Here is a 14,300-nt window from a genome sequence, read left to right as displayed (position 1 = left end):
ATCGCTACGCAATGATTACGGTCGACACAGAGGCGCTGCCAAAGCGCGCCTCTGACGACCATGTTAATCGTCTGATCTGGGGGCGATTTCCAAAAGGGACGGCTGGTGTCGCCGAGATGTGCAAGATCGGTGATGAATTCGGCGTCAAGCATGTGTTCTTTACGGATTTGTGCGGGGCTTATTCCCGGCTGGATGAACTGAAAGAAGTCATGCGCTGGCTGGACGAGCAAGGTCAGGATGTGCAGTTGCATACTCACCCTGAATACTTGCCCGACAGCTTCTGGAAAGAGCATGGTTTGTCTAACCGCCCGCAGTACATGAACCAGTACACCGAGCAGGCTCGTGCAGAGTTTGTGTTCAAGCATTTTGCGGGTTTGATGTCCGAGGTGACGGGCAAGCCGGTTCTGGCGCATCGTGCCGGGTCGTTTCGCTGGAACGCAGACACGATTCGTGCTCTGAAGGCAGTGGGTATTCCTTTGTCCTTCAACAATTCTGTATGCGCTGTCCATAACAAGCAGTGCATTTACAGCAAGCCCACGAATAATCCTTTTGCTTGGTCCAATGGCGTGATCGAAGTGCCCATGACCGAGAAACGGATTCTAGGTAAGGTAGGCAAGCCAGAGTGGTGGGCTCGCCTTACTTACCCAGAGTCCAGCTATTTCCGCTTCCGCCCCTGGTGGGGGCAGTTGTTGTTGAATACGCTTAGTGGCAACCCTTCGTTTGCAGTTTTCTTGCTGCATTCCTGGTCTTTGCTGTTTTGGGACGAGAACGGTTTGGGCGAGTACCGAGACGATAGTCGCATGGAAGGCTACCGCAAGTTGCTGGCGCGTCTGACTAAAGACTATGACGTGATTACGACGGCGGAGTTTCTGGATTTGAAGGCCAGAGGCAAGATTGTTGTGCCTGATACGGTGGACTTGTCGCTGGCAGAGCTGCAAGCAGAACCGCAAAATAATATCCAGAAAAAGGCCTAGGGAAAATGCTCTTTAAGTTATGGCGTGGGCTGTTGCGTGAGCCTTGGATGGCATTGAGCCGCCGAGTGACCTTGTTCATGGTGCGTCGGCAAACCCGGCGCGGCCAGCGTCGCGAGACACCTTACGAGCCCGTGCCAGGACGTTTGCTGTATGTACCTGCCAGCGCCTTGCCTTATCACATCAGTGGGTACACGACCCGCACCCATGAAATCATCCGCGCCATGCAGGCAGCAGGCGGGGATATTTGTGTACTGACGCGCCCGGGCTATCCTTGGGATCGTAAAGACAGGCTGGTGGATGCGGAGAAAGATGAAACCTTGGTGGATGGAGTGCGTTATGCGCATGCTCGCAATCCGTCCAACAAGCGCCCCGTCATGCAGTTCGCCATAGAAGCTGCCACCTCCATTGCTCAGGAAGCCATCAAGCAACGCGTTGCCGTTATTCACGCCGCGTCCAATCACGTCAACGCTTTACCTGCCTTGATTGCTGCACGTCAGCTTGGTATTCCGTTCCAATACGAAATGCGTGGTTTATGGGAGTTGAGCCGTGCATCTCGCATGCCGGAGTTCCGCGATTCTCAAGGCTTCAAACAAGGTTTGGAGCTGGAAGGTCTGGTTGCCAGTCAGGCAGATCGTTTGTTCGTGATTTCCGAGCAGTTGGGCCAATACGCCCGTGAACATTGGAACGTGGATCCTGCCCGCATGGGTCTGATGCCCAATTGCGTTGACCCGTCCCGTTTTACTCCCGGTGCCGCTCAGGATGTACAGCCCAATACCATTGTTTATGCCGGTTCCCTGATTGTTTATGAAGGGCTGGATGTCTTGATTGACGCCGTGGCTGATCTGGCTGGCCGTGGCAAGGCGGTCACCCTGACTATTATTGGAGACGGGGAAGCGCGTGCACAGTTACAAGCCCAGGTGCAGAGCCTGGGTATGGAAAAGCATGTGCTGTTTGCAGGTCGTGTCTCGCCGGATGAGGCTCGTGCTTTGCAAACCAAGGCCGCCTTGGTCTGCATTCCTCGTCGTCCCTTTGAAGTGTGCCGTATTGTGCCTCCCATCAAGCTGGTTGAGGCGATGGCGATGGGCAAACCTGTCTTGGTGCCGGATTTGCCGGTGTTTCAGGATGAGGTGGGTTCTTGCCGTTCGGTACGGTTTTTTAAAGCGGGTGATGTGCAGGATTTGGCCCGCGTGCTGGATGAGACTTTTCAGGCTGGCCCGGAAACCTTGGCCCAGGATGGTGTGTTGGCGCGTGAAGAAGCGGTTGCACGTCGTAGCTGGGCAGACTTTGTGGTGCATGCTTTGCCTGCCGGGGTTCGTTCATGATTGGTCGAGCAATCCGGGCTTTGGGCGCGCGTGTCTACAAACATCCCATCGTTAGTGAAGACGGCAAGCCTGCAGGGCCATTTGGTCAGTTGAAAGTGGCCTTGGTCTCGGATTACTTCACGGCAGACTGTCTGTCGGCGGAATGCTCCATTCGGATTCTGAACCCGCGTAACTACGAAGAGGTCATCTCCTCCTGGAAGCCGGATCTGGTCTTTGTGGAGTCGGTGTTTCATGGTCTGGGCGGGGTATGGCGTTACGAGCTGGCCAAACAGTCGCGGCTGATTCGCCTGCGTACTCCACGCACGATTTACAAGCTGGTGCAGTTTGCTAAAGACCAGGGCGTGCCCACGGTGTTCTGGAATAAGGACGATGGGGCCTATTTCGAGCACTTTATTGATGTGGCCAAGGCCTTTGATTATGTGTTCACTACGGACAGTGATTGTCTGCCGCGCTATCGCGCCCGATTGAGTCCTGATGTGCCTGTAAACACTTTGAGCATGCCTTATCAGCCCGCGTTTCATAACTTCACGGGTTTTGAGTTCACGCGCAAGGAAGGTTGTTTTACCGGCAGTTATTACCGCCGCATTCTGAGTGAGCGTCGTCGCTTTCTGGACATGGTTTTTGGGGCCTGTGAGGATGCGCAAATGCATCTGAATGCTTACGACAGAAATCATGATCGCTTGTCCCGGCATATTGAGTTTCGTTTTCCTCGCTCAAGTCATGTACAGGTTCACGGACAGGTGCCGCATCGTGAGACGGGTCGTATCTACAAAGAACATGTGATGTGCCTGAATGTGAACTCGGTTACGGACTCGGACACCATGTGTTCGCGCCGTCTATTGGAGATTCTGGCCAGCGGGGGTATTGCGGTGACGAATCCTGGCCGTGCGGTGGATCGTTACTTCAGTGAGTACTGCCACGTGGTGCATTCCCGTGAGCAGGCCAGCGAATTGTTTGCCCGTTTGCGTCAAGGCCCCACCGCTCAGGACTGCGAGCGTGCGGCTGCGGGGGCGGCCTATGTGCGCAAGTTCCACACCTGGGAGCATCGCCTCCAGGAGTTGGCTGATGTGGTCGGCTTCTAGGGTGCGCTTGTTTCCATGATTGTGAGTGTTTTTGCGTACCTGATTCAGGCGCTGTTCTTATTGGTGGTAGGGGCTTTTGCCCTGTACGTGGTTCTGGAGCTGCGGGTGTTGCTGATCTCGCGGCGCGTGGAACGTCGCAAGTTAAGCGAGCTGGTGCAGTCGCCTGTGTCTTTGCAGCAGGAATGGTATCCCAAGGTCAGTGTTTTATTACCGATTTATAACGAAGCGGCGGTGGTGGAGCGCTTGATCGATGCGGCTTGTCGGCTGGATTATCCGGTGTCAGCTCTGGAAATTCTGGTGCTGGATGACTCCACGGATAAGACTGCTCTGTTGGCACAAAATAAAGTTGATCAGTTAGCCAGTCAGGGCCTACCCATTCGCCGGATTCAGCGTACAGATCGCTCTGGTTACAAAGCAGGGAATCTGGTGCATGGTATTCAGCATTCTCAGGGCGAGTTTTTTGCGATTTTTGATGCGGACTTTTTACCACCTGCCGATTTTTTGAAGAAAACCATTCCACCTTTCAGGGACGAGAAGTTAGGTTTTCTACAAACCGGCATTGGCTATGAGAACCGCGATCATTCTTTCCTGACCCGCTTTCAGGCTATGGAAATGGGCCACCAGCAGTATGTGACAGTAGGCTTGAGCGAAGACGGAGATATGGCCTCGTTAAGCGGTAGCTCCTGCGTCTGGCGGCGCGCGTGTGTAGAGGCTTTGGGGGGCTGGAATGCCTCCACCATTACCGAGGACGTAGATCTGGGTTATCGGGCCCAATTTGGCGAATGGAAGTATGCCTATCTGCGTGATGTGGTCTCCATGTCTACCTTGCCCGAGAACATCAGCGCCTTTCGGGTGCAACGGGAGCGCTGGGGCCGGGGTTTGATCCACAGTGCCTTCAAGCATTTGGGGCAGATGTGGCATCAGGACATGCCCTTGATGAAGCGTATGCATGCGTTTTCCATGATGTTTTCATCGGTCATGCTGGCGTCTATTTATGCCTTGATCTTGTTGAGCCTGCCACTGAATTACTTGCTGGATTTTGACCATGTGGTTTTGCGCTGGGGCGCACCGCTGTTCTTTTTGCTGGTGGCGGTTTGGGCCTTGAATAATGCCTTTGGGGCTCGCAAGGGAGCGCGCTTTGATGATCGGCCCGGTGTGTTGGGAACCGTGTGGCATACCTATTTGTATGTCGCCATGTTCCCGCCTATGGCTTGGTATTATTTTGTCGGTGGCGTGCGTGCGGCGTTCAAGGTGTATGGGGAATTTAACCGCACGCCCAAAGGTGCAGGCGAGAAAGCGGCAAGACAGCCCCGCATCAATCTGTATTTGTTGATCGGTGAAGTGTTTACTTTTCTGTATTCGGCATTGGCCCTGTATGTGGCCATACGCATGGGCAATTATTTGTTGATACCCCTTAATGCGACGGTTTGCGTAGGCTTTGGCATGGTTTTGTACTGGTCCTTTCAAGAAAGGAGAACGCGTGAGCGTAGCTGAACCAGCAGGGCAGGAACGAGTTCTGATTACCGGTGCCACCAGTGCAATTGGTGGCGAGCTGGCGCTGCACTATGCCAAGCCTGGTACGGAATTAATTCTGCACGGTCGCAATGCCGCCATTCTGGAACCCTTGGCCGAGCGCTGCCGACAGGCGGGCGCGCAAGTTCAGACCCATCAACTCGATTTACGGGATCTGGATGCCTTGCATAGCTGGTTGTCACAATGCGCTGCGTTCGATCTTGTCATTGTGAATGCAGGCATGAACATTCACGTTGGCCCCAATGGCGAGCCCGAGGCCTGGGAAGATACCGAGCTGCTGCTGGATATTAATGTGAAGGCAACGCTGCGTGTGGTGCAGTCTGTGTTGCCTGCCATGCGGGCTCGAGGGAGTGGACAGATCGCGTTGATGAGTTCGCTGGCAGCTTATTTTGGTTTACCCACCACGCCGACTTACAGCGCCAGCAAAGCTGCAGTCAAAGCGTACGGTGAAGGCTTGCGCGGCTGGCTGGCTCCTGAAGGAATCAAGATCAATGTGGTGATGCCTGGCTACGTCAGCTCGCCTATGTGTGATGCCATGCCCGGCCCTAAACCTTTCTTGTGGTCTCCACAGCGGGCGGCTCAACGTATTGCGCGTGGTCTTGAAGCGAATAAAGCGCGCATCAGCTTTCCTTTCCCTCTTAATCTCGGCTGCTGGTTTTTGGCGGTCCTGCCTGCCCGAGTCTCCGTCTTTATTCTGAGCAAGATTGGTTATGACGCTTGAGCCCGGATTCTGGACTGTAATCCTGGCTGCCGTGTCGGGACTGGCTCTGACAGTCGGGCTGGAGCGTTTTTTGCAAACCGCGGCCAGTTTGCGGCGTCCCGCAGCGGCATGGGCTTTACATGTCGGCCTGTATGGCTTGGCGTATGTCGTGCTGGTTTTTGTGCTGGGGCGGCCTATTTTTGCCACGGCCTTGCTGTGCGCATTTTTTCTGCTGTTGGTTGTAGTCAGCAATGCCAAGTTCAAGGCTTTGCGTGAAGCTTTTGTGTTCCAGGACTACGAGTATTTTACGGATGCGATCCGTCACCCTCGGCTCTATATTCCGTTTCTGGGCTGGGGCAAGTTTTTTCTGGCAGCAGCGGGCTTTATTGCCGCCCTGACGATTGGTTTGTGGCTGGAAACAGTTCCCGCCTTGCGGGCTGCTTGGACAGCGCAGTGGGGGGCTTTGGCTCTGCTTTTTGTGCTCAGCATGGGCTTGCTGCTTTGGGGAAGTAGTGAGCGTTTGGCGGTGCAGATTGCACCGGAGCAGGATGTGCAGGCCCTAGGGCTGTTAGCCAGCTTCTGGCGTTATTGGCAGCAAGGGCGGCAGCGTCCGACTTTATCCTCTCCCTTTGCGGATAAGGTCCCGCAGGCTTTGTCAGGCGCTAAGTCCTTGACGGAGCAGCCGCATCTGGTTTCTGTACAAAGCGAGTCTTTTTTTGATGCTCGCCGTCTTTGGGATGGAATACGGCCAGAGATTCTGGCGGAGTTTGATCGTTTCAAATCACAAGCCAGCGCCTGCGGCCATCTGCATGTTCCCGCCTGGGGAGCAAACACAGTACGGTCCGAGTTCTCTTTTTTGAGTGGCATCGAGAACACCGCTCTGGGCGTTCATAGATTCAATCCGTATCGTGCGGTTTGTGCGGGATGGTCAGTGGCGACCCTGGCCTCCTGGCTGAAAAACCAAGGTTATCGCACGATTTGCATTCATCCTTATCCCGCCAGCTTCTACCAACGCAATCGTGTGTTCCCACTGTTTGGTTTTGATGAGTTTCTGGATATCAAGGCCTTTGGTGATATAGAGCGCAACGGCCCTTATATCGGAGATCAGGCGGTGGCAGATAAAGTCGCCAGCGAGCTGGAACAGGCTCAGGGGCCGGTCTTTATTCATGTGATCACCATGGAAAATCATGGGCCTTTGCATCTGGAGAAGGTGGCGGCCGGGGATATAGAAAAGCTGTATCGCCAGGCACCGCCCGCGGCTTGCGAAGACCTGACGATTTATCTACGCCATATTCGCAATGCCGATGCCATGCTGACACGCTTGCGGCAGGCTCTGAGCACATCACAACGGCCAGCCAGCCTGTGCTGGTATGGCGACCATGTCCCCATCATGCCCTCGGTGTATGCCGCCTTGGGCACGCCATGTGGGGATGTGGATTACTTTATCTGGAACTCGACTGGAGATCAGTCGGGGGCGCCGCATCAGGATGCGGCGATTCATGATCTGGCGGGGCAGTGGATGCGTTTAAGTGGAGTGATGGTCAAGTAGGCGCTTTCTCTTCTGCTGTTTTAATGCTTATTGCCAGCTTTAGTACCAGTCAACAACATTGTCCGCCAGGGCGTTATGCATCCCCGCATTGCTGGAAACTAGGATCGCTCCAATTGAATGGGCATGGGCTGCAATAAGCATGTCCATATATGAGAGTGATCGACCCCTGGTCTCTATCCCAACGCGGAAAGCTGGATAAACATCAGAAACGGAATTGTCCCAATCAAGTACCGTCATTGTGCTTAACAGAGCTTCTGTGGTGGCTTGTAAGGTGGGTCTGGATTTCTTGGCAAAGCCGTACATTAGCTCAGCCAGCACAATATTGGACACAAAAATAGTGCTGGGGCTATGCCCCAGCATAGTTTCCCGCACCTTGCCTCTATTCATGGCGGCATTAGAAACGGCATTGGTATCTAGCATGTAGATCATTCTTCCCACCCGGCAAAATAATCTTTTTCGGGCGCAGGCTCTTGATCTCTGTTCAGATCTTCTAGGAAGCCTTCAAACTCAGCAGGATCAGTATTTGCCGCTACATTTAGGAAATGATCCCAACCTCTTGGCTTGGAAGACAGAATGACATCGCCAGAAAACTGGTCTCGTCGTATGAAGACCCTTTTTCCCTCGAACCGAAAACCTTCAGGTAAACGTACTGCCTGACTATTTCCGCTCATGAACACGCTTGTTGTCTTGCTGGTAGGGTGGGTCTTCTTGATAGGTGGTTTTACGTTGGTACGCATAGCTACCTCCATAACTTCGTGTATATACGGATAGTATACACTCAAGAAATAGGCGGTAAAGTGGCACCTTAAGTTTCTGATATATATGGAAATTAGGGTGCGTAGCTAAACAGGCGAACTTAGCGCTTGAAAGCGTCTATCCAATGCCGCGTAGAAACATCATGCTCGGCAGAGGCGTCCTTCTCCCCTGCAAGTTCCTGCAAAATCCCATTTGCCAGAACCTTGCCGTATTCCACACCCCATTGGTCAAAGGGGTTGATCCCCCAGATCAAGGCCTGCACAAAAATCTTGTGCTCGTACAAGGCCAGCAGGGCACCCAATGAGAAAGGATTCAGGCGCGGCAACACGATTAAGGTGTTTGGACGTCCGCCTGAGTGCACTCGGTGGTGGGCCAGCTCGGCGGCTTGGTCGCCCTGGCTTTGGCATTCGGCCAGCGCCTGTTCGTAGGTCTTGCCGCGCATCAGGGCTTCGCGCTGCGCCAAGCAGTTGGCCAGCAGCAGATTGTGGTGTTCTGGCTGTTGGTGGTCTGCCTGCTGGCACACGATGAAGTCCACAGGAGCGCCATCACTGCCCTGGTGCAACCATTGGTAGAAGGTGTGTTGCGCGTCTGTGCCAGCCAGTCCCCAGACGGCTGCGCCGGTGGCGACTCCCACTGGTTCGCCGCTAGTGGTGACGGATTTACCCAAAGACTCCATATCCAGTTGCTGGATGTAGGGCACCAGATTGCCCAGGCGGAAGTCGTAGGGTGAGATGTTCAAGGAGCCATAGCCCAGCACACTGCGGTTGACCACGCCAGACAAGGCCATCTGGACGGGCACGTTGGAGGCGATGGGGGCTTCCTGAAAGTGCTGGTCCATGGCGGCAGCGCCCGATAGCATGCCCGCGACGACATCGCTGCTGACGGCTAAGGCTGTGGTCAGGCTGACGGCAGACCATAGCGAAAAACGGCCGCCGACCCAATCCCAGAACTGGAAGATTTGTTTTTGCGGTACACCCCAATTCGATGCGGTGTCGGGGCGGGCGGTGACGGCCACGATTTGTTCGTAAGGGTTGGCGACACCCGCAGCTTGCAGCCATTCCAGGGCTCGTTGGCCGTTTTTCAGCGTTTCGGTGGTGGTGAAGGATTTGGAGGCGATCACGACCAGTGTGTCATGGGGGTCCATGCCCGACAGGGCGTGATCCAGGGCGTGGCCGTCGATATTGGCCAGAAAGCGCACATTGCGCCAGCTATGGCGATACCCAAAAGCAGCCAAAGACAGGCGAACTCCCCAGTCGCTGCCACCGATACCAATATGAATGATGTTGCGCCAGCGGCGCTCGGAGTCGGCTACGCGCACGAATTCATTCATGCGCTCGCGTTCTTTGGCGACGTCGGCCATGGGAGCGGGTGCGCGTAAGGCGCTATGCCAGGCGGCACGGTGTTCCGTGTTGTTGACAATGCCGCCGCTCAAGAGCGATTTGCGGGCCGCATCAAAGTTACGCGCAACTAATAGTTGTTCACCCGCTTTTTGTAGTTCGGGGGAATGGCGTTGTCCGCTTAAGTCGACTTGTAGTCCTGCCGCCTTCAGACAATGCAGCTCCAGGGCGTACTGATCAGCCTGTAGGGCGGCCTCACAAAAGCCCGTCCATTCTGGCAGACCGGGTAAGGGAGCGGCAGAGGGAAGGTTTTTGGGGCTCGTTGGCATAGGGCATCAGTCAGCAGTGGACGAAACCGCCATTGTACGAGCCTTTGTCAGACTTGAGCGTTTGCGCGCTAGCGGGTTTGCCTGGGTGTTTACGAGTGGATGGGTACCAAGTGTTCGCTCTTGTAGGGCAAGACCCAAGCCCGCAGACTGGGATCAGTCGCCAAGACCTGCGCAATCTCCTGGGGTGACATCCAGGAAAAAGCCGTGGACAAGGCATCGGCAATCGTGGCATTGCCTGCTACGACGGAGACGCTGCGATACAAGGGACGGGCTTGGCCATTGGCAGGGTTGAACAGATGCGTGACCGAGCCATCACGGCTAAGTGCTGTTCCTGAGCCTGAGGAGGTGCTGACAGCCTGGTTGTGTACATCCAGATCCAGCAAGCTGGTACGGTCCACCTGATCGCCAGCCAAGCCGACGCGCCAGGGGCGGTCGCCCGGCGCCATGCCCAGGCTGCGTATTTCACCCATATCGACCAGGGCATGCTCCAGGCCAGCCTGCTTCAATTGTTCTGTGATGCAATCGGTAATGTAGCCCTGCGCAATGCCGTTCAGGGTCAGCGCCATGCCGGGCCGCTTCAGACGAATGGTGTCATCCTGAATCTGGATGGCCTTGTGATTCACTTGCCGCAGGACCTGGTTTAGCTCGACTGCGGTAGGAAGCCGGGAAGAGCTATTACTACGTTGTGCTGCCTGACTATACAAGTCCCATAACACCTGCACAGTCGGGTCAAACGCGCCGTGAGTTAAGTCGCTCAGGCGCTGCGATTCCAGCAACAGGCGGGTCAAGTCTCCGGGGGCCTGTTTCAGATAACCGTCGCGGTTCAGGCGTCTTAAGGCGCTGTCTTCCTGGTACAGGCTGAATATCCGCTCCAGGCGGCGCACTTCGGACAAGGCATTGTCGATCAGCGTCTGCGCAAAAACAGGGTCGGGGTGATGGATATGCAATTGTGCATCGGCACCCAAGGCCACTCCCTGCCAGGAACTGAGCAGGGTGGCGGGCGCTTGCATCGCTTTTGCCGCCCATGGCAGGCAAGTCAGGGCGCTGGTGGCGGCCACGATACCGATAAAACGACGACGGGAAACGGGGGTAGAAGTCATGACAAGTACCTGGAATCAGGAAATTAAGCGTTTCAAGGCAGCGCGACCGCACCAAAGATGTAGTTCTCCGGCATGTCGGCAAAGCGAACCAGTTGGCCGCCATGTTGCTGCTGGAAGTCTTGGGCAGCCTGCTCCTGGCTGAAGGGCAGAGCGTCGATGGTTCCCATGCCGCCGGTATAGCGGCTGTAGATCAGATACCAGGCATCTTGTGCCGGTATCCATGCCTGTTCGGGAAACTGGCCGTCCTGGTCGCGCTGGGCCATGTCTTGCACATAGGTGGCGGCAATGGCTTTGGATTCTTCAGGTAGCAAGGTGTAGGCAAAGACCTCGCGGATGGTGGTGAACCATAGCGGTGCCTCGCGTTCGCGCAAGAGAATTTGTCCTTTGGGGCCTTGATGCTCAAACAGGTACATGCCGCAGTAATGGCCTACGGCCGTCTGGGGAATCTGCACGACGGGTGGAGGTGGTGCTTGTACTTGCTCGGGCTGTCCGCAGGCGGCCAGTATCAGGCCCAGGCAGAGCAATAAAAAGCTGCGCAGTTTTTTCATAAAGCCTTCTTTTTGAATACCAGGCTTGCCAGACCAAAGGGCACGGCGATCCATAGCAGCAAAACTCCCATCAATAGACTGGCGGGCAAACGGGCTTGCTCGCTTAAACCGGCCATACCGGCGAACATGGCGACATTCTCATAGCCGGTTAGATTCAGCAGGCGGTACACGTCGGTAGGGTTGAAAAGCAAAATGATGTTCAGCCAGGAAGCGGTGATCATGGCGCCTTGATCGGCAACCAGAATGCCCAGCAAAGCCATGTCGTAGATCACAACAAAAAACAGCCAGATGCCGATAGCCAAGCCTGCTGCGGTGGCTCGTTCTCTGACCAGGGTGCTGATGAAATAGCCCATGGACAGGAAGCTGGCACCGAGCAGGATGCTGGCACCCATCATGGCTAGAAATGGTGTCCAGACGCTGAAGTCCAAGCCGCCATGTGCCATCTGCAAGGTGATTCCTGCCAGGCCATACCCTACGACGGTAGATAGACTCAGGATCAAGGCATGGCCCAGGAATTTGCCCACCAGAACCTGCCAGCGATGGACGGGGTAGCTAAGTAGCAAAGACATGGTGCCGCGTTCGATCTCGCCCACAATGGCGTCGTAGGACAGCAGCATGGCGATCAGCGGAATCAGGAAAATAGACAGGCTGGACAGGCTGACAACGGTGACTGTCAAAGGATCTACTTTGACGCTGCCGGTGGGGGCGCTGCCCAGGAAACCCAGCGATAAAGCCAGAGCCGCCAGCAGCAGGGTCACAGCCAGTACCCAGCGGTTGCGCAATCCGTCGCGCACTTCCTTTTGGATGATGATCAGGACAGGGTTCATGGCTTAGTAGTCCTCGCGCTTCAAAAAGTGCGCATAAAGCTCGTCCAGACCGGGAGACTCCAGCTCCAGATCGCAGAGACCGGGGATGGCATGGGCATCGCGCAGGACCTGAAGTTTTTCGGCTTCGGTACAGTGACGCTCCAGGCGGTTTGCGGCTATGACCTTCCAGTGTTGCGGCACAGAGTCGGGCATTTGTTCCACGGTCAGGCGGATACGTACTGGCAAGCCAGCGTGCTGGCGCAGTTCGGACAGGGTGCCATCGGCAATTTTGCGTCCCTGTTGCATCACGATGATGCGGTCTGCCAGACGCTCCATCTCCGCCAGAGCGTGAGTGCTGAGCAGGATGGTGGCTCCGGCATCGCGCAGTTCTTGCACGATGTCGTAGAACAGCAGCCGTGAGGCAGGGTCCAGACCGGTTGTCGGTTCATCCAGCAAGAGCACACGGGGTTTGCCCAGCAAGGTTTGGGCCAGTGCCAGCCGTTGGCGCATGCCCTTGGAATAGGTGCCGACGCGTTTGTGAGCTGCTTGGGCAATGCCAACCCGTGCCAGCAAAGCCTGGTTATCGCTGGTAGGCAAGCCTTTCAGTCGGGCGTAAAAGGCCAATGTTTCGGTCCCGGTCAGGGCAGGGTGCAGTGCGACGGTTTCGGGCAAGTAGCCGATATGGGCGCGCAGTCGGGCAGCCTGGGAGGAGCTGGCATCATGGTCCAGCAGGGTGACCTTGCCTTCATCAGCACGGATCAGGCCCAGAATCAGTTTGATGACTGTGCTTTTGCCCGCGCCATTGTGGCCAGCCAGCACGGTGCACTGGCCGGGGTAAAGCTCAAAGTTCACCGCGTTGGCGGCGCGCTGCTGACCATAGAGCTTGCTGACGTTGGACAGCGCGACAGGGGCTGTGGCCCGGTGTTTATCGGATGGGGTCATGAGTGGCCTTGTAGCGCTCCCAGACGGGATTGACCGGCGCACGCATGAGCGGTGCGCTGTCGATGATTCCGCCGGGCAAAATGGCAGGGAATTGGGTTTGTGCCCAGCGCACGATGGAAACGGCGGGGCTGTTCAACAGTACGCGAGCAGAGGGGGCACGCCAGACCAGTTGTTCAATCAGGCCATTGGGGCGATAAGCGGTGTCACCGATGCCATCGCCATTCAGGTCAAAAGCACTGTGATCGCTCCAGTAATTGCCCCGACCTTTGCTGGACCATTCCAGATACCGTGTTCCTACATACTTCACCTGATTCTGGTTCTGTATGAAGGCGTTGTCCGTGATCTCGTTACCCTCGGAACCGGCGGTGTAATGCACGCCGATCTGGGTGTTCTGAATCAGGTTGTTGCGGATCTGATTGAAGTTGGCGTTATAGAGAAAGACGCCTTTTTCTGCACCGTCGACAATATTGTCGGTAATGGTGGATTGCTGGGCTGCATTGAGCATCAAGCCTTGATGCGTGCTGTTGATGCTAATGTTTTCGCGTACCGTCAGGAACTGCGAAAACATCAGGGCATAGGCAATGTCATTGCCTATGGAAATATTGCTGCTGACCTCGCTATTGTTGGTGTACATGTAGTGCACCGCGTAGCGCAGTTGGGTAAAGCGGTTGTGGCTGAAGACATTGTCGCGGCTGGTATTAGAAAAAATGCCGTCGCGTCCCCAGGAAATATCGTTGTGCAAAATGCGTGAACCTGGGGAGTTCCACAAGGTGACGCCATTGCCGCGTTCATTCAGACGCAGCTCTTTATTGCCCACAATGGTGTTGTTTTGCACCAGCGCGTTATTTGGCCCCCAGACGTATACCCCCACTAGATTGTCGAGGATGTCGTTTTCTTCAATCAGGGCGTTATGGGCTGGTTTATCCAGGAAGATGCCCGCATCCATATCCGGCAAGCTCAAGCCAGAGTTGCTGACCGTGATATGGCGTATTTGCACATTTTCCGCCTGCACCCAAACCGTGCGGCCTTCGCGTTCACCGACCAGTACGGCCTGTCGGTCACTGGGGCCTTGAAGGGTTAAAGGCTTGTTCACGATGATGTTGCCCTGATAGCGGCCAGGCGCCAGAACCAGGGTGTCGCCAGGCTGGGCCGCATCAATCATGGCTTGCAGCGCGCTGTCGGCGGGCACCTGGATCATGGCGGCCTGAGCTGTCAGGCCACTGGCCGCAAGGGCCAGGGCCGTGAGCCGCTTCAGGGCCAGCCCAAGGGCTGGGCTGGCGCATCGTGCACGGGTGGGGAGTAGGCGGAAAGGCTTCATGTCA

At 55.7% G+C, this 14,300-nt stretch carries 14 protein-coding genes; 6 read left to right on the top strand and 8 right to left on the bottom strand.

What is annotated here, in order from left to right:
• Nucleotides 1-11 precede the first annotated feature (11 nt).
• The 6 genes from JYG33_RS11835 to JYG33_RS11810 are packed head-to-tail and all read left to right on the top strand — an operon-like array spanning nt 12 to nt 7,160.
• On the top strand, nt 12-974 hold the full coding sequence (locus tag JYG33_RS11835; RefSeq protein WP_243430162.1) for a polysaccharide deacetylase: 963 nt from the start codon (nt 12-14) through the stop codon (nt 972-974).
• Nucleotides 975-1,021: 47 nt separating this feature from the next.
• Nucleotides 1,022-2,296: a glycosyltransferase family 4 protein gene (locus JYG33_RS11830; RefSeq protein ID WP_243430161.1), complete on the top strand. Its 1,275-nt coding sequence runs from the start codon at nt 1,022-1,024 to the stop codon at nt 2,294-2,296.
• Nucleotides 2,293-3,378, top strand: a complete 1,086-nt coding sequence (locus tag JYG33_RS11825; RefSeq protein WP_207872436.1) for a glycosyltransferase — start codon at nt 2,293-2,295, stop codon at nt 3,376-3,378. Before JYG33_RS11830 ends, JYG33_RS11825 begins: the two co-directional genes overlap by 4 nt.
• Before the next feature lie 15 nt (nt 3,379-3,393).
• Nucleotides 3,394-4,872: a glycosyltransferase gene (locus tag JYG33_RS11820; RefSeq protein ID WP_207872435.1), complete on the top strand. Its 1,479-nt coding sequence runs from the start codon at nt 3,394-3,396 to the stop codon at nt 4,870-4,872.
• The gene (locus tag JYG33_RS11815) at nt 4,859-5,632 is read left to right on the top strand and encodes an SDR family NAD(P)-dependent oxidoreductase (protein WP_207872434.1); all 774 of its coding nucleotides are present in this window, start codon (nt 4,859-4,861) and stop codon (nt 5,630-5,632) included. The genes JYG33_RS11820 and JYG33_RS11815 overlap by 14 nt, the downstream gene beginning before the upstream one ends.
• Entirely contained in the window at nt 5,622-7,160 is a 1,539-nt protein-coding gene (locus tag JYG33_RS11810) for an LTA synthase family protein (RefSeq protein ID WP_207872433.1), read from the top strand. The genes JYG33_RS11815 and JYG33_RS11810 overlap by 11 nt, the downstream gene beginning before the upstream one ends.
• A gap of 39 nt (nt 7,161-7,199) precedes the next feature.
• On the opposite strand, the gene JYG33_RS11805 is transcribed toward JYG33_RS11810, so the two are convergent.
• From JYG33_RS11805 to JYG33_RS11770, 8 genes are all read right to left on the bottom strand, one after another.
• On the bottom strand, nt 7,200-7,580 hold the full coding sequence (locus tag JYG33_RS11805) for a PIN domain-containing protein (protein WP_207872432.1): 381 nt from the start codon (nt 7,578-7,580) through the stop codon (nt 7,200-7,202).
• A gap of 5 nt (nt 7,581-7,585) precedes the next feature.
• A complete protein-coding gene (locus JYG33_RS11800; RefSeq protein ID WP_207872431.1) occupies nt 7,586-7,897 on the bottom strand; it encodes an AbrB/MazE/SpoVT family DNA-binding domain-containing protein in 312 nt (103 codons plus the stop codon).
• Between the two features lie 119 nt (nt 7,898-8,016).
• Entirely contained in the window at nt 8,017-9,582 is a 1,566-nt protein-coding gene (pgi, locus tag JYG33_RS11795; RefSeq protein WP_207872430.1) for a glucose-6-phosphate isomerase, read from the bottom strand.
• 89 nt (nt 9,583-9,671) lie between these two features.
• Nucleotides 9,672-10,682 carry an FAD:protein FMN transferase gene (locus JYG33_RS11790; protein WP_207872429.1) on the bottom strand — a complete coding sequence of 337 codons (1,011 nt, stop codon included), beginning with the start codon at nt 10,680-10,682 and terminating at the stop codon, nt 9,672-9,674.
• 32 nt (nt 10,683-10,714) lie between these two features.
• A complete protein-coding gene (locus tag JYG33_RS11785; protein ID WP_207872428.1) occupies nt 10,715-11,230 on the bottom strand; it encodes a nitrous oxide reductase accessory protein NosL in 516 nt (171 codons plus the stop codon).
• Nucleotides 11,227-12,057: an ABC transporter permease gene (locus tag JYG33_RS11780; RefSeq protein ID WP_207872427.1), complete on the bottom strand. Its 831-nt coding sequence runs from the start codon at nt 12,055-12,057 to the stop codon at nt 11,227-11,229. Before JYG33_RS11780 ends, JYG33_RS11785 begins: the two co-directional genes overlap by 4 nt.
• A 3-nt stretch (nt 12,058-12,060) precedes the next feature.
• Nucleotides 12,061-12,978 carry an ABC transporter ATP-binding protein gene (locus JYG33_RS11775; protein WP_207872426.1) on the bottom strand — a complete coding sequence of 306 codons (918 nt, stop codon included), beginning with the start codon at nt 12,976-12,978 and terminating at the stop codon, nt 12,061-12,063.
• Nucleotides 12,962-14,296, bottom strand: a complete 1,335-nt coding sequence (locus JYG33_RS11770; protein WP_207872425.1) for a nitrous oxide reductase family maturation protein NosD — start codon at nt 14,294-14,296, stop codon at nt 12,962-12,964. Before JYG33_RS11770 ends, JYG33_RS11775 begins: the two co-directional genes overlap by 17 nt.
• Nucleotides 14,297-14,300: the final 4 nt, after the last annotated feature.

Origin of the sequence: Alcaligenes sp. SORT26 (assembly GCF_017377875.1) — a bacterium.
In the GTDB taxonomy this organism is placed as follows: domain Bacteria; phylum Pseudomonadota; class Gammaproteobacteria; order Burkholderiales; family Burkholderiaceae_B; genus Alcaligenes; species Alcaligenes parafaecalis.
This window is presented reverse-complemented; position numbering and strand designations above follow the sequence as displayed.

Excerpts from the sequence above, each read along its gene's own strand:
- JYG33_RS11780 (WP_207872427.1), bottom strand. The coding sequence starts at position 12,057 with ATGAACCCTGTCCTGATCATCATCCAAAAGGAAGTGCGCGACGGATTG.
- JYG33_RS11790 (WP_207872429.1), bottom strand. The coding sequence starts at position 10,682 with ATGACTTCTACCCCCGTTTCCCGTCGTCGTTTTATCGGTATCGTGGCC.
- JYG33_RS11830 (WP_243430161.1), top strand. The coding sequence starts at position 1,022 with ATGGCATTGAGCCGCCGAGTGACCTTGTTCATGGTGCGTCGGCAAACC.
- JYG33_RS11810 (WP_207872433.1), top strand. The coding sequence starts at position 5,622 with ATGACGCTTGAGCCCGGATTCTGGACTGTAATCCTGGCTGCCGTGTCG.
- JYG33_RS11775 (WP_207872426.1), bottom strand. The coding sequence starts at position 12,978 with ATGACCCCATCCGATAAACACCGGGCCACAGCCCCTGTCGCGCTGTCC.
- JYG33_RS11805 (WP_207872432.1), bottom strand. The coding sequence starts at position 7,580 with ATGCTAGATACCAATGCCGTTTCTAATGCCGCCATGAATAGAGGCAAG.
- JYG33_RS11800 (WP_207872431.1), bottom strand. The coding sequence starts at position 7,897 with ATGCGTACCAACGTAAAACCACCTATCAAGAAGACCCACCCTACCAGC.
- JYG33_RS11785 (WP_207872428.1), bottom strand. The coding sequence starts at position 11,230 with ATGAAAAAACTGCGCAGCTTTTTATTGCTCTGCCTGGGCCTGATACTG.
- JYG33_RS11835 (WP_243430162.1), top strand. The coding sequence starts at position 12 with ATGATTACGGTCGACACAGAGGCGCTGCCAAAGCGCGCCTCTGACGAC.
- JYG33_RS11820 (WP_207872435.1), top strand. The coding sequence starts at position 3,394 with ATGATTGTGAGTGTTTTTGCGTACCTGATTCAGGCGCTGTTCTTATTG.
- JYG33_RS11770 (WP_207872425.1), bottom strand. The coding sequence starts at position 14,296 with ATGAAGCCTTTCCGCCTACTCCCCACCCGTGCACGATGCGCCAGCCCA.
- pgi (WP_207872430.1), bottom strand. The coding sequence starts at position 9,582 with ATGCCAACGAGCCCCAAAAACCTTCCCTCTGCCGCTCCCTTACCCGGT.
- JYG33_RS11825 (WP_207872436.1), top strand. The coding sequence starts at position 2,293 with ATGATTGGTCGAGCAATCCGGGCTTTGGGCGCGCGTGTCTACAAACAT.